Below are 22,177 nucleotides of genomic sequence, written 5' to 3'. Positions count from 1 at the left end.
CACTTTTCCTGGAATTGCTCTAGAAATCCGTGGGTGCGCCGCCCTCGCGGATACGGCGCTCGACGAATTCGTTCAGTTCGTCGCGAATGGCGTCATCCATCGGGGGTGGTTCGTACATGGCAAGCCGCTCCTTCCACAGGCGATTGGCATGATCGATGGCAGTGGGAGAGCCGGCCTGAGCCCAGGTCTCGTAGTTGCGCCAGTCGGAAATGATCGGGGAATAGAAGGCGGTCTTGTAACGGGCCTGTGTGTGCGGGGAGCCGAAGAAATGTCCACCGGGCCCGACCTCGCGGATGGCATCAACACCGAGTGCATCTTCGGAAAGATCAAGCGGCTGTAGAAGCTCGGCCACCATCTGCAGAAGATCGATGTCGAGCATCATCTTTTCGTAGGAGCAGCATAGCCCGCCTTCGAGCCAGCCGGCGGCGTGTTTGACCATGTTCGCGCCGCCCTGAATGACGCCCCAGAGTGAAAAAGTGCTTTCGTAGGCGGCTTGAGCATCGACCGTGTTGGCGGCGCAGACATTGGAACTGCGATAGGGGATGCCATAGCGCCTTGCGAGTTGCCCGCCGAGCAACTGGGCCTTCATATATTCGGGTGTGCCGAAGGCCGGCGCCCCGGAGCGCATATCGACATTGGAGGTAAAACCGCCATAGCCGACGGGTGCCCCTTTGCGAACCATCTGGGAAAAGGCGATTGCGGCAAGAGCCTCGGCATTCTGCTCGACCACGGCACCGGCGATGGTGACCGGGGCCATCGCGCCGGCCAGCGTGAAAGGTGTGATGATGACGGCCTGACCGTGGCGGCTCATCTGGATGATGCCTTCCATCATCGGAATGTCGAGCCTGAGTGGCGAATTGGTGTTGATGATGGTGAAGCAGGAAACCTCGTCGGCAAACTGCTCGGCGCTGACACCACGAACGATCCGGGCAATCTCCAAACCGTCGAGGTTGCGTTCACGCCCAAGCGAATAGATGTGGAACGCCTTGTCGGTGAGGGTGGCGATGTCGCGCAGGCATTCCAGATGACGGGTAGAGGGGTGAATGTCGATGGGTTCGACCGGATAGCCACCCTGACACTGGATGATGTTGTGCATCTGCGAGAGTTTGATGAAGTTCCGGAAATCCTCCTGATTGCCCGGTCTGCGGCCGCGGTCGAGATCGGAGCAATTGGGTGCCGATGCCATCTGCGCGAGAATGAGGCTGTTACCGCCCATGCGCAGATTGTGCGCAGGGTTGCGTGCGTGGACCTCGAATTCGGATGGGCAATGAGCGATGTAGTCGAGGATCAGTGCGGGATCGAAATGAACGCGCTGGGTATCGGCGCGCACATCGGCGCCATGGGCTTTCATAATTGCGCGCGCTTCATCATGAAGCACCTCGACGCCGATTTCGCTCAACACCTGCAATGAGGCGAAATGTATCGCTTCAAGTTGATCTTCGGAAACGATGCGCGTTGGCTCGAAGGGATTGACGAGGCGTCGGAAGGGAGGCTGTTCGAAATGTGACGTGCTGGCGCGCTTGGCGGCGCGCCCGCCGCGCCTCGAGCGGGCCGGGCCGGGATCAGCGGTTGCGAGGTCCTGCGTCATGGGCATCCTTCGTGACTGCTGCGTATTCTTGATGATGGAGCCAAGAGAGGCGGGACAAGGCAGGGCTGGCGACCTGTAGCGTCAGAGATGCGACATATTCGCCGCTGAACGGCCGGGGTGGCCGGGGGTAATCCTGCTTGAACAGCGCAGTCGTGTGCGGCTAGAGTCGCTTCATGAAACATCGCGCAACCCACGATCACGGCATCTTGCCGGCGCCCAAGCCGTCGTCGCGTACACGGCACGCGGAGTTGCTTCGGCTTTGCGCGCGCATCGGATATTCTCCCCCGGCTTCTGTTTGAACGCGGCTCCGGCATTGCCGGAAGATTTCAAGCAGAAGAGGCCAAACTCATGACCTATCGGAATTTTTCGCTGAAGCAGCTTCAGGCAATGGATGCTGCGCACCATCTGCATCCATTCACCGACCACAAGGATTTGCGGGCTTCCGGCTCACGCATCATCACCCGTGCCGACGGGCCCTTCGTCTATGACACGGAGGGCAATGAAATCCTCGACGGGATGGCCGGCCTGTGGTGCGTGAACATTGGCTACGGGCGCGACGAGCTGGCCGAAGTGGCCTATGAACAGATGAAGGAGTTGCCCTATTACAATTCCTTCTTTCGCTGCTCGACGCCTTCACCGGTGCTGCTTTCGCAGAAGCTGGCGGAGATCGCGCCGGAGAACATCAATCAGGTCTTTTACGGGTCGTCCGGCTCGGAAGCCAATGACACGGCACTGCGGCTGGTGCGGCATTATTGGGCGCTTGAGGGCCGGCCGGAAAAGAACCGCATCATCTCGCGCAACTGGGCCTATCACGGCTCCACCGTTGCGGCGACATCGCTTGGCGGTATGGGCGCCATGCACGGGCAGCTCTATGGCGCCGTGCCGAACATCGACCACGTGATGCCGCCTTATGCGTTTGAGCTGAGGGAAGCGGGCGAGAGCGACCATGATTTCGGATTGCGCGCAGCCAGGGCAGTTGAGGATGCAATTCTTGCGGCTGGACCGGAGACTGTCGCAGCCTTCATCGGTGAGCCGGTGATGGGAGCAGGTGGAGTGAAGATTCCGCCGGAAAGCTATTGGCCGGAGATGGACCGCATCTGCAAGAAATACGATGTGCTTCTGATGCTGGACGAGGTGATCACCGGCTATGGCCGCACAGGCGAGTGGTTTGCAGCCAATCGGCTGGGACTGAAGCCGGACACGATTACGACGGCCAAGGCGCTCACTTCCGGCTATCAGCCGTTGTCAGCGCTCCTGGTCGGTGATCGTATTGCCGAAACGCTGGTCGGAAAAGGTGGCGAGTTCTTCCATGGCTACACCTATTCGGGCCATCCTGTTGCCTGCGCGGTGGCGCTCAAGAATCTGGAAATCATCGAGCAGGAAGGCTTGGTGGAGCGCGTGCGCAACGACACCGGTCCTTATCTGGCCGAGGCATTGCAGGCCCGCATCGGGGGGCATGGCATTGTCGGTGAGGTACGTTCCTTCGGTCTGATGGCAGCGATTGAAATCGTGTCGGACAAGGAAGCCCGCAAACGCTTCCCTGGTGAAGGGGCTGCCGCTGCATGCGTGCGCGACCACGCCATTGCCGGCGGCATGATGATGCGGGCCGTGGGGGACACGATGATCCTGTCACCGCCGCTGATCTGGGCGCGCGAAACCATCGACATGGCCTGCGACCGTATTTCTGCGGCGTTGGACAAGGCCGAAACCGAGCTTCGCAAGGGTTGACGATCCAGCAAAGAAAAACCGCGTGTCTTCGGGCGGGAAGAGACGCGGTTTTACAGCACTCGAATACTTCTCTTCGCCAATACGCAACACTGCGAAGAGTTCCCGTACCGGTACGCGAGACCTGATCCGGCGTCGGGGAGGCTTCAAAGCCGCCTCGACGTCATTTCTAGCTGCTCATGGTTACCGGGAAGTTAGCGCGAAGTATAAAATCACTTTTTTTGCCGGCGTTCTATATTTTCAGCTTTGCTTGCCTCGCAGGAAATTGATGATGCCGGAAAAATCGGTGCTGTCGTGTCCCATGGCGTTGAAGAGCGTGTAGAGCTGCGTGGCCTCCGCGCCGAGCGGTGTGGCAGCGCCGGCGCTCTGGGCGGCCTCCTGCGCCAGTTTCAGATCCTTGAGCATCAAGGCTGCCGCAAAACCCGGCTTATAATCGCGGTTTGCCGGGGAGGCGGGCACCGGACCGGGCACGGGGCAATAGCTTGTCAGCGACCAGCACTGGCCCGAGGATGTTGAGGCCACGTCAAACAGCGCCTGATGGGAAAGACCGAGCTTTTCGGCCAATACGAAAGCTTCGCCGACGGCAATCATCGAAATGCCGAGGATCATGTTGTTGCAGATTTTCGCGGCCTGACCGGCACCCCCTTCGCCGCAATGAACCACGCGACCCGCCATCGGTTCGAGGATCGGGCTCGCCTTGGCAAAGGCATCAGCCGAACCGCCGGCCATGAAGGTGAGGGTGCCTGCTTCCGCTCCGCCCACACCGCCGGAGACCGGAGCGTCGATGGAAAGAAGCCCGTGCTCGGAGGCAATGCCATGGGCCTTGCGGGCCGAGTCCACATCGATGGTGGAGGAATCGATGAAGAGCGCACCCTTGCGGACCTTCGCAGCGATGTCTGCATAAACGGACAAAACGTGCTTTCCGGCGGGCAGCATGGTGATGACGACGTCTGCATCCTTCACTGCCGCGGCTGCACTGGCCATGACCGTGACACCGTTTTTTGCTGCGATCTCGAGGTTTTCCGTGACGAGGTCGAAACCCAGCACCGTGTGCCCCGCCTTGACGAGATTGGCGGCCATAGGGTTGCCCATATTGCCGAGACCGATGAATGCGATGCTTGCCATAAATTTCCTCCCGGGGGTGGCGATGCGGTTTCGGTGGCGGGATCAGCTCCGACCGACCAGATGCCGTGCGATGATGAGGCGCATGATCTCGTTCGTGCCTTCGAGAATCTGGTGAACGCGCAGGTCACGCACCAGTTTTTCGATGCCGTATTCATGCAGATAGCCGTAACCACCATGAAGCTGCAGCGCGTCATTGGCGATGTCGAAGCAGGTATCGGTGACGAAGCGCTTGGCCATGGCCGACCATTTCGAGGCGTCCGAAGCCTTGGCGTCCAGCTTGGAGGCAGCGGTGTAGAGCATCATGCGTGAGGCTTGCAGGTGGGTTTCCATGTCGGCCAGTTTGAACTGGAGCGCCTGAAACCGGTTGATAGCCTGGCCGAACGCCTGGCGTTCGTTCGTGTAGGCGAGGGCCTTGTCGAGCGCGGATTGCGCGCCACCCAACGAGCAGGCGGCGATGTTGAGACGTCCGCCGTCAAGCCCGGCCATGGCAATGCTGAAGCCGGCGCCTTCACTGGACAGAAGGTTTTCGGCAGGAACCTTGCAATCCTCGAAGATCACCTGTCGGGTCGGCTGCATGTGCCAGCCCATCTTGAACTCGGCCGGGCCAAAGGAAAGGCCCGGTGCATCTTTCGGGACGACGACCGTGGACACGCCCTTGGGACCGTCTTCGCCGGTGCGAACCATGGCGACATAAATGTCATTTTCGCCAGCACCCGAAATGAACTGCTTGGTGCCGTTCAGCACGTAGTCGCCGCCGGCTTTGACGGCTCTTGTCTTGAGCGCCGCCGCATCGGAGCCGGAACCGGGTTCAGTCAGGCAATAGCTGGCAAGCCATTCCATGGAGGTGAGTTTCGGCAGGAAGCGCTGGCGCTGTTCCTCGTTGCCGAATGTGTCGATCATCCATCCGGCCATGTTGTGGATGGAGATAAAGGAGGAAAAGCCCGGACAGGCCGCGGCAAGAGCTTCAAAAATCAGCACCGCGTCAAGCCGGCCGAGCGCTGAGCCACCGACATCGTCGCGCACATAGATGCCGCCGAAACCCAGCGGCCCTGTCTCGCGCACCACATCGGCGGGAAAATGCTTTTCACGGTCCCAGTCGAGCGCATGGGGTGCGACACGATCAGCGGCGAAGCTCTGGGTCATTTCCTGGATGGCGCGCTGGTCTGCGTTGAGCTCGAACTGCTCCGCAGCCTGTGAAACGCTGGCGTCCATAACGTCCTCCCGAAATGGAATTCCTTCCCTGATCGAGCACTTTAGTGCATTGAGGGAACCGCGCAATGCGAGGTGTGGCACAGGCGCTGTGCATCAAACGCGGTGAGGAAGAAGACGGGGTGACCATGGCGCGCGCCATCATGTTGCAGGGCACGGGTTCGGATGTGGGCAAGTCTGTTCTGGTGGCCGGGCTTTGCCGGATGGCCAGGCGGCGCGGCCTCAACGTTCTTCCGTTCAAGCCGCAGAATATGTCGAACAATGCGGCCATCGCAGCCATTCCAGGATCCAGTGAAATGGGCGAAATCGGGCGCGCGCAATGGCTGCAGGCACTGGCCTGCGGTGTGGCACCCACCGTGGATATGAACCCGGTTCTTATCAAGCCCGAGAGCGATACGGGCGCGCAGCTCGTGGTGCAGGGGCAATCACGTGGTTCGGCCCGGGCGCGCGATTATCAGCGCAGCAAGGGCGCGCTTATGGAGCCGGTGATGGATTCCTTCAAACGGCTGCGCCAGGATGCTGATCTGGTGATCGTCGAGGGAGCAGGATCGCCGGCCGAAATCAATCTGCGTGCACGCGATATTGCCAATATGGGTTTTGCCACAGAGGCCGACGTGCCGGTGGTTCTGGTGGGCGACATCGACAGGGGCGGCGTGATCGCGGCGCTGGCCGGCACGCATCTGATCCTCGAGGAAGCGGACCGGAGGATGATCGTCGGCTATATCGTGAACAAGTTTCGCGGTGATCTCTCGCTGTTTGATGACGGGATCGCCGCCATTCACCGCTTCACGGGCTGGCCGTCTTTCGGCGTCGTACCGTGGCTTGCAGAGGCACATCGGCTTCCGCCGGAGGATTCCGTCACACTGGCGCGGCGCTCGAGCCCGCTGCCGGCGAAGCTCAAGGTTGCGGTGCCCATGCTGTCACGCATCGCCAATTTCGACGATCTCGATCCACTCTCGGCGGAACCGGAGGTGGAAGTGGTGTTTGTGCCGCCGGGCGAGCGATTGCCGCGGGATGCCGGGCTGATCGTTCTGCCGGGGTCAAAATCGACGATTGGCGATCTCGCATTCCTGCGCAGGCAGGGCTGGGACGAGGATATTAAAGCGCACAGGCAACGCGGCGGGTATATCATTGGGCTTTGCGGCGGTTATCAAATGCTGGGCCAAAGCGTTGCGGACCCGCAAGGCTTTGAAGGCGCGGAAGGCCGTGTCGAGGGGCTTGGGCTGCTTGATGTGGAAACGATCATGCAACCACAGAAGGCCCTGCGCGAGGTCGATGCCATTTCACACGCGTATCAGGTGGCAATCAACGGCTACGAAATTCACATCGGCCAAACGTTTGGCACGGACTGCAGCCGTCCCGTCGCGTTGATCGGCGACAGGGCGGAAGGTGCAACGAGCAAGGATGGACGGGTTTTGGGAACCTATCTCCATGGGCTGTTCAGCTCCGATCCATTTCGGGCCCGCTTTCTCAGAGAATTCGGGATAGAGACGGGCGGAACGAATTATCGCGAGCAGGTCGAAACGGCTCTCGATGATATCGCGCGAAAACTGGAAAACCATCTCGATTGCGATGCCTTGTTGGCAGCTGCGCGCTAAATTATTCCACGGACGGATTCTCGTGCGCCTTGGGCCAATAGGTGCCGAAACACCAGACATTGCCCTCCGGATCGGCGCAGATGAAGTCGCGGCTGCCATAATCCGTGTCACGGATGTGCTGAAGAATGACCGCGCCAGCATCCTTTGCCCTGGCAAACGCCATGTCCGCATCGTCCACCGCCACATAAGTGGATTTTCCACCCGCCTGACCGGCGGTTCCAACAACGTTCCCGTAAGTGTCGTCGGCCGCTTCACCCACCATGATCATGGACGATCCGAGCGCCAGTTCGGCATGGACAATGCGGTCGGCGTGCTCGTGCTGACTGTGAACACGGAAGCCGAACGCCCTCGTGAGCCAATCAATCATTGAGACCGCATCGCGGTAGCGAAAAGTTGGATAGATGCATGGCGGCTCAAGTGAGACGAACTGGTTCATCATGCTCTCCGGTTTGTTTGCACGAAGTAACCTGGCACCAACTCGCAGTTTCGTCTTGAAGAAATGTAACCGTCCGGTCAGCCTGTCCGGCGCTTCCACCCGGATGGAGTCTCGCCGGAAAAGGCCAAGAAGTCGCGGCTCATATGGGCCTGATCGGAGAACCCGCATTCCAACGCAATATCAGCCCATGAGCGCTCACCTGTAATTGCAAGTCTGCGCACGCGGTGAAAGCGCACCATGCGCGCATAGGTTTTGGGAGCGACACCCAATTCTCGTTGAAACACGTCGTTTAGATGCTTCCGGCTACAATCAAGCTCGGCAGCGATCATTGAAATCGGCACCGTTCCATGGCCTGCCATGATACGAGCAACTGCAATCGAAGACTTTCGGTCGGCTGCGGGTCGTTCGAGCAGGCGCCGATAGACAAGTGCTTCAACGAGATCAAGACGCCGATCCCAGTCGGGTTCCTCCTCTAGACGGTCGCGCAATCGATGAGCAGACAGCCCGAGAATTTCGTCCAAGGGGATCATACGGGCGGCGAGTTCGCTCATGGGTACGCCGAAAAACCTGGATGCTCCGGTTGGGGTAAAGTCGACTTGAATGCAAGCGCTGTCACCGCGGGATTCGATGACGGCCGGTCCGGCAAAAAGACCGGATGTGAAGCAACTGAACCGTTCATCCTGCTTCGGCATCCTGCCCAGCGCGATTACGAAGGAGGATGAGAAGCTGATTATGAGGGGGACAGCCAGAGAGGCGGCCTCGATCTGGCGAAAATGTCCCTTCTTCTTTTCGGCATAGCCTGTGAGGCCGAGCACTGCATCTGAAAACGCAGGCTGCGGACGACGGTGGTGCAGGAAAAAACTGTCCGGGTCCGGCGGGAGAAGTCCTGCCGCCGTCATCAGACATGGAAGCCCTGAACCATCGTACATCCGAACACGATACTGCTGCCCGCTACATCAGGAAAGATGGTCAGATACCCTTCAGCAGCGTGCCGCCAGCAAGAAGAATATAAGCCAGGCTCATAATCCAGAACGATGGGATCGGCACGAAAGTGAGAAGGTTCAACGCCGCGAGAAGCGCAATCACAGCGATCACGAGGCTGAGAAGAAAGACGAGCTTTGAAGGTGCGTTGAGTGTCATGGGTATCCCCGGTCAGGTTTCAGCAGGGGAAGGTTAAAGCTCGTCGCAACTTATAGGCCAATATATCGTAAAAGCGGGTTGTTGCCGTCCATCAGTAGTCTGATCGCCAATGCGACACACACAAGGACAAGCAGTGGCTTGATGATGCGAGCACCTTTCCTCATCGCAAAAGCGGCTCCGATCCGCGCTCCTGCGATCTGCGCCACCCCCATCATCAGTCCGATTTTCCAGGCTACGGCGCCGACAGCGGCAAACGCTGCAAAGCCCCCGACATTCGATGCAAAGTTGAGAAATTTCGTGTGTGCCGTCGCCTTGAGCATGCCTTGTCCGGCAAGGCCAACAAAGGCGAGCATGAAGAAGGAACCCGTTCCCGGCCCGAACGCGCCGTCGTAAAAACCCAGGAGCGGAGCAATGGTGAGACCGAAGAGAAACGGCGAGATGCGTTGCGCCTGATCGATGTCATTCAAATTCGGTTTGAAAGCAAAATAGAGAGCAACGGCTATGAGAAGGAAGGGCAACATGCCGCGCAGAAGATCGGCCGGCAAGACAGTGGCCACGAGCGCGCCTGCGATGGATGCAAGAAAAGAGAATGCCGCTGGAAACAACTGGCTTGAAACGCGGACGTGACCGGCTTTCGCATAGGCATAGACCGCCGCCCCGCTGCCGAACATTCCCTGCAGCTTGTTGGTTCCCAGCGCAAGCACCGGCGGGAAACCGGCGAGCAGCAAGGCAGGGATGGTAACCAGGCCACCGCCGCCGGCAATCGCATCCATGAAGCCGGCAAAGAAAGCCGCCAGCGTCAGCAGCAGGAGAATTTCGAGACTTGCTTCAAACATATTCAGGAGGTAGCCAGCGAGAAGATTGCTTCTTGCAACACAAGGGGATGGAGACCGCAAGGTGAATTGTGGATTGTACAGGAAGCTTTCCGCTGTGGCGCAATGAACAAGGAACCACGTCGACGGCAATGTGCGGTCAAGCAATCTGGAAGGGGTCAAGATTGAGCGCTCTCGTCTCAGCAGAATTAGGAGGCCGCCCCCGCAATCGCGTGGGAGGAACGCGCTGTGGTGGCGTGATCATGCGCCCGCGAGCGGGAGGCGACCCATGCCCGCATCACCAGAAGCCATTTCACCTGCAAGGGGGCGCGCGATGACGGCCGCGATGAACGCCGTTTCGGCTGAAGTGCTCCTGTTATTGCGTTTGGCATTGACCGATGAGGCAATAGGTCCGCGTGAGGCCGACGTTTTGCGCCGCTTCGCCGCCAGCGTTTTGAAATTCTCCGATGATGAGGTCGCGGAGATCATGTCTGCGCTTGAAGATCTGGCGTTGGAGGTCGACATCATGCAGGCCAGAGCGAATTTTCGTCAGATGAGCCATGAAAGGCGCCTGATCCTCGCAGAAACCTTATTTGAACTGGCCATGCGTGATGCTGAGCTTGGCTGCCGGGCCGAGCGGCTTACGACGCGTGTTTGCGATGTGTTGGCACTTGGTGCCGAGGACGTTGCTCATCTCTCCGGGTGAGTTGAAGCCGTCTTGCAGTTCGGGCGCTTTTAAGTTTCCATCTTCTGAATCCGGTCAGCCACAGCCTGTTCCAGATCCGGCGCGGCGGCCACCAGCGCACGTGCGGCCTCTGATTTCGGATGTTGCAACACGACAGCTGTGGGCCCGCTTTCCACGATTTTTCCTTCATGCATGACCATGACTTCATCGGTGATGGCACGGGCAACCGTGAGGTCATGGGTGATAAAGAGATAGGTGAGATCGAGGCGCTGGTTCAGATCGGCGAAGAGGTCCAGAACCTGTGCACGGATCGAGACGTCGAGCGCGGAGACGGGCTCGTCTGCCACGATCAGCCTGGGCCCGGTGATGATGGCGCGGGCAATGGAAATGCGCTGGCGCTGACCGCCGGAAAACTCGTGCGGGTATTTGTGCATGTCGTCGGGCTTCAGCCCGACGGAGCGAAGCGCTTCGGCCACGCGTTCGCGGCGCTCGTTGGCCGAGGGTTTCCGATCAAGCAGATGCAGGGGCTCGGCCACCAGCCGCTCCACCCGATGGCGCGGGTTGAACGAACCATAGGGATCCTGAAACACCACCTGCATCTTGCGGCGGGCGTGGCGCAGCTCATGCTCGCTCTTGCCGCCGAGTGCCTCGCCATCGAGCCGGATTTCGCCTGATGTCGGCGTATCGAGCGCCAGGATCATACGCGCCAGTGTGGATTTCCCGCATCCTGAGCGCCCGACCAGCGCCACGGCATGGCCGGACATGAGGGAGAAACTCACATTGTCCACGGCGCGGAAGGCTTCGGATTTCTGGAAAAGCCCCTTGCGGCGGCCGGGATAATCGCGTGTGACGCTGGAAACGCTGAGGAGGGGCGTTTGCTCTTGATCTTTGCCTTCTTCGGGCGGACGTGCACGGGCCGGGACATGGGTGGAGGCTTCGGCGAGCTGGCGCGTATAAGGGTGTTGCTGCTCGCTTAAAACCCTGGCCGTCGGGCCGCTTTCCATGACAGCGCCATGGCGCATCACGGTGACGCGGTCGGCCATGCCGGCGACGACGGCAAGATCGTGCGAGATGAGCATGAGGCCCATGCGGTTTTCTTCCACCAGATCGCGCAGGAGGTCGAGGATCTGTGCCTGAAGCACCACATCGAGCGCGGTGGTGGGTTCGTCGGCGATCAGGAGCTTGGGTTTCAACGCGCAGGCGATGGCGATGACGACGCGCTGACGCTGGCCGCCGGAGAGTTCGTGCGGAAAGCGTGTGAGCGGAAATTGGGCCTCGGGCAGGCCGACACGGTCGAGAATGGCACGGGCGCGCGCTTCGGCGTCGGGTCGGTTGGCGCCTGTGTGCCAGCGAATGCCTTCGGCCACCTGCTCGCCGATGGTCTTGACCGGGTTGAGCGCGGTCATGGGCTCCTGAAAGACCATGCCGAGATCGTCGCCGCGCAACCGGCACATGACCTCTTCGGGTGCAGAGAGAATGTCGATCCCGTCGAAGGTGACACGCCCTTTCGCGCGTGCAAGCTCAGGCAGGAGCTGCATGACGGTGAGGGCGGTCATGGATTTTCCTGAGCCCGATTCGCCCACGACGCCCAGCACCTCGCCGGGAGCAATCTGAAGATCGATGTCCTTCAAAACCGGATAGCCGGCGATGGAGAGCGACAGATTTTCGATTTCAAGAAGGCTCATCGCTCGCGCCTCAGCCGGGGGTCGAGAAGGTCGCGCAGACCATCGCCCAGAAGGTTGAGACCGAGGACTGTGATGACGATGGCAAGGCCCGGAAAAATGGCGAGATGCGGGGCGATCATCATGCGTGTCTGCGCCTCGAAGAGCATGCGACCCCAGGAGGGCATGGGCGGCTGCGCGCCCAGGCCGAGATAGGAGAGGCCGGCTTCGGCCAGAATGCCGAGCGCAAACTGGATCGTGCCCTGTACCAGAAGCAGCGCCACGATGTTTGGCAGAATGTGCTCGATCGTGATGAGCGCCTTGCTCTTGCCGGCGGCTCGGGCAGCGAGGATGTATTCGCGCGGCCAGATGGACAGCGCGCCGGCACGCGCCACGCGGGCGAAGACCGGCACGTTGAATATGCCGATGGCGATGATGGCGTTGATCGCGCCGGGACCGAAAATGGCGGTGATCATGATAGCCGAGAGCAGGGCGGGGAAGGCGAAAACGAGATCGTTGAAACGCATGAGGATTTCGTCGACCAGGCCGCCGCGTGCCGCCGCCCACGTGCCAAGCGGAACGCCGATCCCCATGCCGATGCCGACGGCGACAATGGCAACGGCAATGGAATTGCGCGCGCCGATCATGATCATGGAAAGAATGTCGCGGCCAAGATGATCGGTGCCGAGCGGATGGGCAATCGACAGTCCCTTCATGCGGTCGGCCACGACGAGATGGGTGATATCGTAGGGTGTCCACACGAAGGAAAGGAGCGCCATGTCGGCGACAATGGCGGTGATGACAAGACCGATCACGAAGGAACGGTTGGCGAATGCCATTTGCAGGAAATGACGCTCTGGCGGGGCTTCCGGCGAAGGCGTTTCCAGGGTCATCTTCGTGTCCTCAGGCGCGGATCGACGATGGCGTAGCCGATGTCGACCAGAATGTTGACGGCGATGACCGTGGCGACGAGCAGCATCACCACACCTTCCACGACGATGAGATCGCGCTGGGTGATGGCCTGGAAGATGAGGCGTCCGAGCCCGGGCAGATAGAACACATTTTCGATGATGATGGTGCCGGCAAGCAAAAAGGCGAATTGCAGGCCGAGAATGGTGAGGACCGGAATGAGCGCATTGCGCAGCGCGTGGTGCCACAGGACAATGCGGCGCGGCATGCCCTTGGCGCGGGCGGTGCGGATATAGTCTTCGCCGAGCACTTCAAGCATGGCGGAACGGGTGACGCGGGCAAGGATGGCCGCCTGCGGCAGGGCGAGGGCGATGGCCGGGAGGAAAAGGGCCTTGAAACCGGCCCACAACCCGGCGTCCCAACCGGGAAATCCGCCGGCAGGCACGAGGCGAAGCCATACGGCGAAAAGATAGATCAGGATGAGCGCGAACCAGAAATTGGGGATGGCGACACCGATCTGGGCCGCGCCCATGCTGATTGTATCGGCAGGCTTTCCGCGCCTTGAGGCGGCGAAAATCCCGACGGGCAGGGCGATTGCCGTGGACAGGAACAGCGAGATGAGCGCGAGCGGCAGCGAGACCATCACGCGCCCGCCGATCAGTTCGAGCACGGGTGTGGAATAGGTGTAGGAATTGCCGAAATCGCCGAACGCCATGCCCGCCACCCAGCCGAAATAGCGCAGGACCACCGGCTGATTGAGCCCCATATCCTCACGCAGGGCAGCCAGCGCCTCGGGTTCCGCATTCATCCCGAGCATCAACAGGGCAGGGTCGCCCGGGACGATTTCCAAAACCAGAAACACCACGGCAGACGCTACGATGAGCGTGACGAGGCCAATGGCGATGCGTTTTGCAAGATAGGCGAGCATGCTCAGATCCGGACCTCTCCTTTCGGGTGAGAGGTCCGTTCAGCCATTAATCAGACCATTTCACCTCTGTCAGGTCATTGGCCTGAATGGGTGAGTTTTCCCACATGCCTTCCAGCTTCGCATCCCATACGCCGATCTTGGGAAGCTGGAACATGAAACCGTTGACCGCATCCTCGGCGATGATCTTCTGGGCTGTCTGATAGAGCTCGATGCGCTTTTTCGGGTCGGCGGTCGCCTCAAGCGCATTCATGACTTCCTTGAAGGCGGGATTCTTGTAGTTGAAGTAATAATCGTCGCGCGCGTAGATGTTGATATCGTTCGGCTCCGTGTGGGAGACGATGGTGAGGTCGTAATCCTTGTTCTTGAAGACCTGCTCCAGCCACTGGGCCCATTCGACGGGGATGATCTCGAGTTCAATGCCGACCTGGCGCAGCTGCGAGGCAACGACCTGCCCGCCATCGCGCGCGTAGGCCGGGGGCGGGAGCTTGAGCGTGGCCTTGAAACCATCCGGGTAACCGGCTTCGGCGAGCAGCGCCTTCGCTTTTGCGGGATCGTAGGGATAGGTCCCCGTCAGATCCACATAGGCCTCGTTGGCGGGCGAGAAGTGAGAGCCGATGGGCGTACCATAAGCGGTACCGTTGCCGGCGATGATTTCCTCGCGGTTCAGCGCATGGGCAATGGCCTGACGCACCTTGATGTTATTGAACGGTTCCTTGCCATTGTTGGTGGAGAGGATCGTTTCGCCCTCCGTAGCACCGATGGCGACCACGAAGCGCGGATCGCTCTCGATCTGGCTGAGCGCGTCGCCTACGGGCATCTGCGGGAAGGCCTGCACATCGCCCGATAAGAGGGCTGGAATTGCGGCTGCCGCATCGGGCACCACACGGAACTCGGCCTTCTCAAGCGCAACGGGCTCGCCCCAGTAATCGGCGTTTTTCACCAGTGAGATGGAAGACCCCTTTGCCCATTTCTCGAACTTGAAGGGGCCAGTGCCGATGGGTTTTTCCTTGTTGGTCTCAGCCGATTCCGGCGCAACGATGACCGCATCGCCCCAGCCAAGATTGTAGAGAAAGGCGCCTTGCGGGGAAGACAGCATAATCTTGACCGTTTCGGGATCGATCACCTCGACCGTATCTATGGCCGCGAAAAGCTGCTTCTGCGCATTGGTCGAATCTTCGGCGCGAGCCCGATCCAGTGTGAACTTGACGTCCTCGGCATCAAATGTGGTGCCGTCGTGGAAGGTAACGCCGGAGCGCAGCTTGAACGTGTAGATCTTGCCGTCGTCGGAGACTTCCCAGCTTTCAGCAAGGGAGGGCAGCACCTCGCCATTTCGGCCGATGCGGGTCAGGCCCTGAAAGAGATTGGCGTAGAGGATCTCGTCTATCGCCGCGGCAGCGCTGGCGGTTGGATCGAGATGTGGCGGCTCCAGAACAACGCCGACGACGAGATCGGTGCGCGCAGCGAGCGCGGCGGAGCCTGCCATCAATAACAGGGTTGCGCCGCCGATAACGGACTTGATCGTCTTCATGTCTCTCTCCCGCAGGGCCGTGTGATTTTTCAGGATTGAAGCGTGATTCAGCGCGGCTGTAAATCACGCATTGGAACGAGGTTTAACGTGGCGGAGCGACGCCGCGCAACAGAACGTCGAGGCTCATGGCCATGACGGTGGCCGACTGCACCATATCCTCGATCCCGACCCATTCATCGGGCTGGTGGGCGAGGTCGAGAATGCCGGGGCCGTAGGCGACACAGTCGTGCAGGTGCCCGATGCGCGAAATATGCTTCTGGTCATAGGTTCCGGGCGAAATGACATACTCCGGCTCCTTGCCGAATACCTCGCGGATGCCGGCGGCGATGGCGCTCGGCACGGGCGCGTCCTCCTCGGTCATCAGCGGCAGCACTTCCATCAGGTCGCGCATGGAATAGTCGAATTTCGGACGCTCGCGCTTCAGGCGTTCGAGGATGGAAACCACTTCGCCCTTCACCTGCGCAATGTCTTCCTCGATCAGAAACCGGCGGTCGATCACCATGCGGCAGGAATCGGCCACATTGGGCGAGGGCAGTCCGGGGAAGAAATCCTCCGTCTGGCCGCCGTGGACCGAGTTGATGTTCATGGTGGAGCGGCGCGCGCCTTCGGGCACGACCGGCATGCGCGTTTCCTTGGCGTCGAGGGCGGGAAAAAGCTCCTCTTCGAAGGCATGGAGCAAAGCACCCATGTGGCGGATGGCCGAATCGCCGAGGAAGGGCATCGCACCATGGGCGATGGCGCCCCGCGTTTCGATCTCCGCCCACCACACACCGCGATGGCCGAGGCAGATGCGGTCCTTGTTCAGCGGTTCGGGAATGATGACGTGGTCGACGCGGGGCTTTGAGAAGAAGCCTTTGCCGGCCAGATAGGCGACGCCGCCATAACCGCCCGATTCCTCGTCGGCCGTCCCGGAAATCTCTATGGCACCGGGAAAGTCCGGATAGATTTCGAGAAACGCTTCGGCGGCGATGATGGAGGCGGCAAGCCCGCCCTTCATGTCGCAGGCTCCGCGCCCGAAAACTTTGCCGTCCTTGACGACGGCGGCATAGGGATCGACCGTCCAGCCTTCGCCCGCTTCCACCACGTCGATATGGGAGTTGAAATGCACGGTGGCGCCGGGGCTGCGGCCTTCGCGCCGCGCGATGACATTGGTGCGGGGGTAACGGTCAGAATCGCCCGGTGCGCCCGTCCCGCGGACGAATTGGGTTGCAAACCCTTTCGCCTTCAGTCGGCGCGCAATGTATTCGCAGCAGGGCGTATAGGCGTCGCCCGGCGGGTTCACCGTGGGAAATCGGATCAGATCGGAAGTGAGTGCGACGAGGTCGTCCGTCCGGCGCCGCACCGCCAAGGCAAGCTGTTCGTTCATGAGGGCAATAGAGCGATCTAAAACCCGATTGGCAAGATCGCGCGCACGCAATTGTGAAGAGGCAGAACTTGTCCAACCATTAGCTGTATAGTTCTATTTACCAAGGACATTTGGGGTTTTGTCATCAATTGACGTTAGAAACGTCAAGACAACGGGTAGAAACTTAACACATGTAGCGGGGGGCGCTCATGAAACGGATTTTCTTTGCACTGGCCTTGGCGGGCCTGATTCTTTCGGGTGGCGTGACGCAGGGTGTCGCCGCACGCCTTGTTGCCAAGGTGAGCTTGTCCAAGCAAACCATGACGGTGATGCATGGCGGGCGCGTGTTGCATCGCTGGCGGGTTTCGACCGCGCGTCGCGGCTATGTGACACCGCGAGGGCAGTGGCGCCCCACCCGAATGCACAAGATGTGGCACTCGCGCAAATACGACATGTCGCCCATGCCCTATTCGATTTTCTACTACGGTGGCTACGCGATCCATGGCACCAATGCGGTGTCGAAGCTCGGGCGGCCTGCCTCACATGGATGTGTGCGCCTGCACACGGCCAACGCGAAACGGCTTTACTCCCTGGTGCGGAAGGTCGGGCCGCGCAACACGCGGATTGTCGTCACGGATTGATATTCCCCGACGACTACATTTCCCAACGCTTGTGGAACCACATCCACTGGCCGGGATCCTCGCGCACCCAGCGCTCGACAACATCGTTGAGAAGTTGAGCGCTGGCGTCGATGTCGATCATGCCATCCGCCTGCCGGGGCAGGGCGATCTTGTCCTCCACGATGAGGCGGTAGCGCCCGCCAGGCAGGCGCTTGCAGCGGGCGGGGTAGACATCACAGCCATATTGCCGCGCCAGCTTGGGAAGCAGCGGATTGGTTTTGCATTCGCGGCCAAAGAACCGGGTCTTCACGCCCTTGCGGAATTTCTGATCAACCAGAACCCCAATATTACCGCCATCGTCGAGAACACGGGCAAGCTGGAGGGCAGCACCCGCCTGTGACGGCACAAGCCCACCCATGGCGCTGCTGCGGGTTTTGAGGATGTAGTCGGCCACATAGGGATTGTTGGGCGGACGGAAGAGGGAAGTGGTGGCAAGCTCGAAGCGGGCGGCCGCGATGGGCAGAAACTCGAAATTGCCGAGATGCCCGGTGAAGAAGATATGCGGGACGCCCTTTTCATCGCGCAGGCGCTTGAAGATTTCCACACCCTCCACCTCGACGCGACCGGGTGTCTCTGCGTCGGGATCGAAATCGAACAGCTTGTCGAGAAAGACATATTCAGCGGCAAGTCGGGCCATGTTGCCCCACATGTCGAGAGCTATGGTCTCGATCTCAGCTTCGCTTTTTTCGGGATAGGCCTGTCGCAGATTGTCGACAGCGAGCCTGTGTCGCCCCACTTTGGGCCCCAGCTTGCGCGCCACCTTCTCCGCGAGGTCGAGCGCCTTTTCCGGCGGCAGCATGCGCAGAAGCGCCAACGTGCCGATCACCAGGCGCGCGGTGAGCCAGTATTCCAAAGTCTTCAGGCGTTTGCCGGCTGTGTAGAGAAAGCGCTTCATGGGCGCGGGTCAGTCCACGCGCAGGATGATCTTGCCGAAAACGTCGCGGCCTTCCATGCGAGAAAGCGCCTTGTCGATCTCGGCAAAACCGACCTCGGTGTCGATCACCGGGGAGCAAAGCCCGCGCGCCATTTTCTGCATGGCATCTGCCATGTTTTCCATGCGGCAGCCGAAAGATCCGAAAATCTTGAGCTGCTGCTGGAAGAGCTGCATCAGGTTCATGTTGGTCGAGACACCGGAGGTGGAGCCGCAGGTGACAAGCCGCCCGCCGCGCTTCATGGAAAGGAGCGAGCCTGCCCATGTGTCGGCACCCACATGCTCGAACACCACATCGACGCCGCGCTTCTTCGTGATCTTGCGCACGACGCCCTCGAAACGGTCTTCACGGTAGTTGATGACATGATCCGCGCCGAGCGCCTTTGCCTTCTCCATCTTGTCTTCTGAGCCCACCGTGGTGATGACGGTGCAGCCCATGCTCTTGGCAAGCTGGATGGCGGCGGTGCCAATGCCGGAGCCGCCGGCCTGAACGAGAATGGTTTCGCCCGGCTCGAGCTTCGCGTTGTCGAACAGCATGTGCTCGACGGTGCCGAAGGTGACGGGCGCAACGGCAGCACCGATTTCGTCCACACCGGGCGGTGCGGGGACGAGGAGGCGAGCCGGCAGATTGATCATTTCCTGTGCGAAACCGTCGAGGTGGAAACCGTGCACGCCGGAGACGTGTTCGCACAGATTGTCACGGCCTTCGCGACAGGGGCGGCACAGGCCGCAAGTGCGGGCGCCATAGATGGAAACGAGCTGGCCCGGAAGCAGATTGCTGACGCCGGGGCCCACGGTCTCGACCACGCCGGAGGCTTCGGCGCCGACGACAAGCGGCATCTTGCGCTTGGCAAAGGCCATGCCGCGCCAGCCCCAGACATCGATGTGGTTGAGGGCGACGGCGCGGATCTTCAACGTCACCTCGCCCTGTCCGGGAGGGGGCGGCGGCGCAAGATCGACGGTTTCAAGCTTGCGGTCGGCGACGAGTTGAAGTGCGCGCATAATGAATTCCGATGGTTTTGGGCAATCTGAACCGGTCGATTAGACCGGTTCGCGGGCCATGACAAGGCAGGTGTTCTGTCCGCCGAAGCCGAAGGAGTTGGACAATACCGTCGAAACCTGCGCCTCGCGCTTCACATTCGGCACCACGTCGAGCTCGATTGCCGGGTCTGGCGTGTCGTAATTGATGGTGGGCGGAATGATGCCTTCGCGCATGGTCATCAGCGAGAAAACGGCCTCGATGGCACCGGCTGCCGAAAGCGTGTGTCCGATCATCGACTTGTTGGAGGAGATGGGCGTTGTCTTCATGCGCTCGCCGAAAACGGTCGAGAGCGATAGATGCTCCATCTTGTCGTTTTCGGGCGTCGAGGTGCCGTGCGCGTTGACATATTCGATCTCGTCTTCGGCCATGCCGGCATCCGCGAGGGCCGCGCGGACCGCGCCGATGGCGGGCGAGCCGTCGGGCTTGGAACGGGTGCGGTGGAAATCATCGGCCTTTTCGCCGCAGCCGCGCATGATGCCGAGAATTTCGGCACCGCGGGCAAGCGCGCTTTCGAGCGATTCCAGGACGAGTGCACCGGCTCCTTCGGCAAGGACAAAGCCGCTGCGGTCCTTTGAAAAGGGGCGCGAGGCCTTTTCCGGCGCATCGTTCTGGGTGGTCAACGCAGAAAGAAGCGAGAAACGGATCAGCGCTTCGGCGGTCGCCGAACCATCCGCGCCTATGGCAAGCGCCCGGTCGCATTCGCCACGGCGGATTGCTTCGGTGCCGAGCTGGATGGCGGTTGCGCCCGACGCGCAGGCCGTCGACATGGTGATCGGCAGGCCGCGCGTTCCGTAGCGCTCGGCGAGGCGATCGGCAATGGTGCCGAACTGGCTTTCCTCGAAAAGCTCCATGGCGCGGGCTTCCCTTGCCGCTTCGATGAGCGAGGGATTGCCATTGTGGCTTCGGGCCTTGGCATAAAGCGCAAGGCGATGATGCCAGTCGAGCTCGACGGGGGGAGCGGCAAGAAAGAGCGGTCCGCCGAAATCGGAGGCGGGCAGACCGGACTGTTCGATGGCTTCCGCCGCCACGAGGTCGGCCAGGTGGTGGGTGTGGACGCTTGCGCCCCTGGTGCTTGACGGCAGGAAGTCGACCATGCCGGAAATGGTTGTGGCCAGATGATCGGTGGGAAAGCGCGTGATGGGGTGGATGCCGGACCGCCCGCTGATCAGCGCGTCCCAGTTTTCCTGTCGGCCCTGGCCGAGAGAGGTGACGACGCCCATTCCGGTGACGGCGATTACGGGTCTTCCAAAGCTGTCGGTCGTTTTCACGGGATCGCTTTCTCTAAAATCCTCCGGGCCGGAAGGATCAGGCCCTTTTTACAAGGCCCATGCCTTCATAGCAGTGATAGCCTATGGCAGTCGCCAGAACTGCGTCTGGGCTTGCGTCGAAAGCGGCTTCGCTTGCGCTGTCGAAAGCCGGGTAGGGGCTGCCATGGTGCACGGCAAGCGCGGCCAGGGCTACCGCGAAGGGAAACTGTGCTTCCTTCATATGGCCAGTAAGCGAAGAGAACCCGCGCAGCGCGATGTTGTCGTGACGGGCAAGCGCTTCGCGTTCGGCTGCCGTAGCCGCATGGGCACCGGATGCGCCTGAAAGAGCAAGAACAGGCGTCTTGGGAAGGGAGAGGTGATCGAGCATTTCTGCGATACCGTCTCCCAAGGGTTCGCTCTTGCGGCGGGTGCGGCGGGAAACGACCGGGCCGATGGATGCATAGGCCTTGCGTCCACGCTTTTCCGCATGCTCGCGCGATTCCAGGATCAGGAACGCCGCGCCGGAGCCGGTGACCACACCACCCCCCTCTGCCTCGCTGCGCTGCCATACCGGCTTCCAGTCTTCACGATGCAGGAAACCGGCAAGTTCATAGGCAAGCAGCATGTCGGAATGTTCGGTCTGGAACGACGCGCCGACCAGGACATGCGAGGACTGACCGGAGCGAATGCGCGCGGCGGCGGTCTCGATGGCGGAGACCCCGGCGCCTTCCTCGCCCATGAAGGTGCGCGACGAACCCGTCACCTTGTGAACGATGGAGATGTTGCCGGCCAGAAGGTTCGAGAGCTGTGCCAGGAACAGGGTCGGGCGCAGCTCTGTCGTGAGCTTCTCGTTGAGCAGGATGTCATGGTCGTCACGCTCGAGCGATGCGGCGAGAATGGCCTCGTCCACCGTCTCGTCACGCTCACCGCCACCGGCGGCCACCACCATGTCCATCGTCGCGCAAAGCGCTTCATCGTCCTTCATGCCCGCATCGTCGAGCGCGAGGCCGGCTGCATAGGTGCCAAGGCGTTGCCAGGTTTCCATCTGCCGCTGATCGCCGCGTCGCGGGATCTGCTGGCCCCAGTCGATCTCGGGCAGCGGATGGATGCTGTAAGGTGCAAACCGTTCCCGATCGAGCACGGGAGAGGGCGCCTTTGCCGTCAGCGCCTGCCAGTGGGCATCAGCTCCCTCTCCAAGCGAGGAAACGATACCCATGCCGGTGATAACTACGTCGCGCGGGCTCATGCCGCTCCCTTCAACGCTCAACTGTCAGGAAAACTCAGCCGGCTTTTGCAGCCACCAGATCGTCGATCTTGGCGCAGAGGTTTTTCATGACGAAATACTCTTCCGTCGAAACCTTGCCGTCATTGACCTCCTGGGTCCACTTTTCCAGCGGAACCTTGATGCCGAATTCCTTGTCGATGGCAAAGACGATGTCGAGGAAGTCGAGGCTGTCGATGCCCAGATCGTCAATGGTGTGGCTTTCGGGGGTGATTTTCTCGCGATCGATCTCGCTGGTTTCAGCGATGATGTCGGCAACCTTGTCGAATGTCGTCACGTGCGGCCCTCAGTCTGGGGAGATTCTCT

General features: G+C 60.6%; 21 protein-coding genes. 4 read left to right on the top strand and 17 right to left on the bottom strand.

Annotation, left to right across the window (positions count from 1 at the left end; genetic code table 11):
- Positions 1–19: 19 nt before the first annotated feature.
- A complete protein-coding gene (locus H7H48_RS01450) occupies positions 20–1,588 on the bottom strand; it encodes a trimethylamine methyltransferase family protein (RefSeq protein WP_229447051.1) in 1,569 nt (522 codons plus the stop codon).
- Between the two features lie 348 nt (positions 1,589–1,936).
- Between H7H48_RS01450 and H7H48_RS01445 the strand changes: the two genes are divergently transcribed.
- Positions 1,937–3,316: an aspartate aminotransferase family protein gene (locus tag H7H48_RS01445; protein WP_229447050.1), complete on the top strand. Its 1,380-nt coding sequence runs from the start codon at positions 1,937–1,939 to the stop codon at positions 3,314–3,316.
- A gap of 237 nt (positions 3,317–3,553) precedes the next feature.
- Here the strand turns inward: H7H48_RS01445 and mmsB are convergent, their stop codons facing one another.
- Complete coding sequence (mmsB, locus tag H7H48_RS01440; RefSeq protein WP_229447049.1) at positions 3,554–4,438, bottom strand: 3-hydroxyisobutyrate dehydrogenase; 885 nt, start codon at positions 4,436–4,438, stop codon at positions 3,554–3,556.
- Between the two features lie 42 nt (positions 4,439–4,480).
- Positions 4,481–5,650 (bottom strand): isobutyryl-CoA dehydrogenase, encoded by a 1,170-nt coding sequence (locus tag H7H48_RS01435; protein ID WP_229447048.1) that lies wholly within the window; start codon positions 5,648–5,650, stop codon positions 4,481–4,483.
- A gap of 125 nt (positions 5,651–5,775) precedes the next feature.
- Here H7H48_RS01435 and H7H48_RS01430 point away from each other — a divergent pair, with 125 nt between their 5' ends.
- Positions 5,776–7,245, top strand: coding sequence for a cobyric acid synthase (locus tag H7H48_RS01430; RefSeq protein WP_229448056.1), 1,470 nt, complete (start codon positions 5,776–5,778; stop codon positions 7,243–7,245).
- A 1-nt stretch (position 7,246) separates the two neighbouring features.
- On the opposite strand, the gene H7H48_RS01425 is transcribed toward H7H48_RS01430, so the two are convergent.
- The 4 genes from H7H48_RS01425 to H7H48_RS01410 all read right to left on the bottom strand — a co-directional run bounded on the left by H7H48_RS01425 (position 7,247) and on the right by H7H48_RS01410 (position 9,657).
- Complete coding sequence (locus tag H7H48_RS01425) at positions 7,247–7,681, bottom strand: VOC family protein (RefSeq protein ID WP_229447047.1); 435 nt, start codon at positions 7,679–7,681, stop codon at positions 7,247–7,249.
- A 77-nt stretch (positions 7,682–7,758) separates the two neighbouring features.
- On the bottom strand, positions 7,759–8,580 hold the full coding sequence (locus H7H48_RS01420) for an AraC family transcriptional regulator (protein ID WP_229447046.1): 822 nt from the start codon (positions 8,578–8,580) through the stop codon (positions 7,759–7,761).
- A 70-nt stretch (positions 8,581–8,650) separates the two neighbouring features.
- Positions 8,651–8,821, bottom strand: coding sequence for a hypothetical protein (locus H7H48_RS01415; protein WP_229447045.1), 171 nt, complete (start codon positions 8,819–8,821; stop codon positions 8,651–8,653).
- Between the two features lie 50 nt (positions 8,822–8,871).
- Positions 8,872–9,657, bottom strand: a complete 786-nt coding sequence (locus H7H48_RS01410; protein ID WP_229447044.1) for a TSUP family transporter — start codon at positions 9,655–9,657, stop codon at positions 8,872–8,874.
- Positions 9,658–9,922: 265 nt separating this feature from the next.
- On the opposite strand from H7H48_RS01410, the gene H7H48_RS01405 reads away from it, so the two are divergent.
- Complete coding sequence (locus H7H48_RS01405) at positions 9,923–10,339, top strand: TerB family tellurite resistance protein (protein ID WP_229447043.1); 417 nt, start codon at positions 9,923–9,925, stop codon at positions 10,337–10,339.
- A gap of 29 nt (positions 10,340–10,368) precedes the next feature.
- Here the strand turns inward: H7H48_RS01405 and H7H48_RS01400 are convergent, their stop codons facing one another.
- The 5 genes from H7H48_RS01400 to H7H48_RS01380 form a co-directional block, all read right to left on the bottom strand.
- Positions 10,369–12,003 (bottom strand): ABC transporter ATP-binding protein, encoded by a 1,635-nt coding sequence (locus H7H48_RS01400; RefSeq protein ID WP_229447042.1) that lies wholly within the window; start codon positions 12,001–12,003, stop codon positions 10,369–10,371.
- Positions 12,000–12,872, bottom strand: a complete 873-nt coding sequence (locus H7H48_RS01395; RefSeq protein ID WP_229447041.1) for an ABC transporter permease — start codon at positions 12,870–12,872, stop codon at positions 12,000–12,002. Before H7H48_RS01395 ends, H7H48_RS01400 begins: the two co-directional genes overlap by 4 nt.
- Entirely contained in the window at positions 12,869–13,816 is a 948-nt protein-coding gene (locus H7H48_RS01390; protein WP_229447040.1) for an ABC transporter permease, read from the bottom strand. The genes H7H48_RS01395 and H7H48_RS01390 overlap by 4 nt, the downstream gene beginning before the upstream one ends.
- A 46-nt stretch (positions 13,817–13,862) precedes the next feature.
- Positions 13,863–15,344, bottom strand: a complete 1,482-nt coding sequence (locus H7H48_RS01385; RefSeq protein ID WP_229447039.1) for an ABC transporter substrate-binding protein — start codon at positions 15,342–15,344, stop codon at positions 13,863–13,865.
- An 82-nt stretch (positions 15,345–15,426) separates the two neighbouring features.
- Positions 15,427–16,710, bottom strand: coding sequence for an acetylornithine deacetylase/succinyl-diaminopimelate desuccinylase family protein (locus H7H48_RS01380; protein WP_229447038.1), 1,284 nt, complete (start codon positions 16,708–16,710; stop codon positions 15,427–15,429).
- A gap of 188 nt (positions 16,711–16,898) precedes the next feature.
- On the opposite strand from H7H48_RS01380, the gene H7H48_RS01375 reads away from it, so the two are divergent.
- On the top strand, positions 16,899–17,330 hold the full coding sequence (locus H7H48_RS01375) for a L,D-transpeptidase (protein ID WP_229447037.1): 432 nt from the start codon (positions 16,899–16,901) through the stop codon (positions 17,328–17,330).
- Positions 17,331–17,343: 13 nt separating this feature from the next.
- Here H7H48_RS01375 and H7H48_RS01370 read toward each other — a convergent pair whose 3' ends face one another.
- The 5 genes from H7H48_RS01370 to H7H48_RS01350 all read right to left on the bottom strand — a co-directional run bounded on the left by H7H48_RS01370 (position 17,344) and on the right by H7H48_RS01350 (position 22,148).
- Positions 17,344–18,264, bottom strand: coding sequence for a lipid A biosynthesis lauroyl acyltransferase (locus H7H48_RS01370; RefSeq protein ID WP_229447036.1), 921 nt, complete (start codon positions 18,262–18,264; stop codon positions 17,344–17,346).
- 9 nt (positions 18,265–18,273) lie between these two features.
- Positions 18,274–19,302 (bottom strand): zinc-binding dehydrogenase, encoded by a 1,029-nt coding sequence (locus tag H7H48_RS01365; protein WP_229447035.1) that lies wholly within the window; start codon positions 19,300–19,302, stop codon positions 18,274–18,276.
- Between the two features lie 39 nt (positions 19,303–19,341).
- Positions 19,342–20,562: a beta-ketoacyl-ACP synthase gene (locus tag H7H48_RS01360; protein ID WP_229448054.1), complete on the bottom strand. Its 1,221-nt coding sequence runs from the start codon at positions 20,560–20,562 to the stop codon at positions 19,342–19,344.
- An 85-nt stretch (positions 20,563–20,647) separates the two neighbouring features.
- Positions 20,648–21,835: a beta-ketoacyl-ACP synthase gene (locus H7H48_RS01355; protein ID WP_229447034.1), complete on the bottom strand. Its 1,188-nt coding sequence runs from the start codon at positions 21,833–21,835 to the stop codon at positions 20,648–20,650.
- Between the two features lie 34 nt (positions 21,836–21,869).
- Positions 21,870–22,148, bottom strand: coding sequence for an acyl carrier protein (locus tag H7H48_RS01350; RefSeq protein ID WP_007009717.1), 279 nt, complete (start codon positions 22,146–22,148; stop codon positions 21,870–21,872).
- Positions 22,149–22,177: the final 29 nt, after the last annotated feature.

The organism is Nitratireductor sp. B36, from assembly GCF_020833685.1.
Classification (GTDB): Bacteria; Pseudomonadota; Alphaproteobacteria; order Rhizobiales; family Rhizobiaceae; genus Nitratireductor.
This window is presented reverse-complemented; position numbering and strand designations above follow the sequence as displayed.